Annotated in this window: 1 pseudogene; it reads right to left on the reverse strand. The window is 66.5% G+C overall.

Going from position 1 to position 319, the window contains the following annotated elements:
• Positions 1-319 (reverse strand): annotated as a pseudogene (locus EN850_RS35030) (macrolide ABC transporter permease/ATP-binding protein MacB); the annotation flags it as partial.

Here is a 319-nt window from a genome sequence, read left to right on the forward strand (position 1 = left end):
TCCGAGCATGGTCAGGAAGGTGCGCAGCCGATGTGCGTTCATCGCCAGCAGGGCCATGCGGAACGCTTCGGTGAAGCGGTCGCGTGCCGCCCGCCAGCTGTTGCCGTGGGCGACGCCGGTGCTGGCCTCGCGCTGTGCGCGGTAGCTCGGTGCGTTCGGATTGGCGCGGTCGGCGATGATCTCGCCGTCGCGGATCTCGATGATGCGCTGCGCGTGTTCGGCCACGTTCATGTCGTGGGTGACGATGATGATGGTGTGGCCTTCGGCATGCAGCTCGCCGAGGATGGCCATCACTTCCTCGCCGGATTTCGTGTCGAGC

This window comes from Mesorhizobium sp. M8A.F.Ca.ET.207.01.1.1 (genome assembly GCF_004794715.1).
GTDB lineage: Bacteria > Pseudomonadota > Alphaproteobacteria > Rhizobiales > Rhizobiaceae > Mesorhizobium.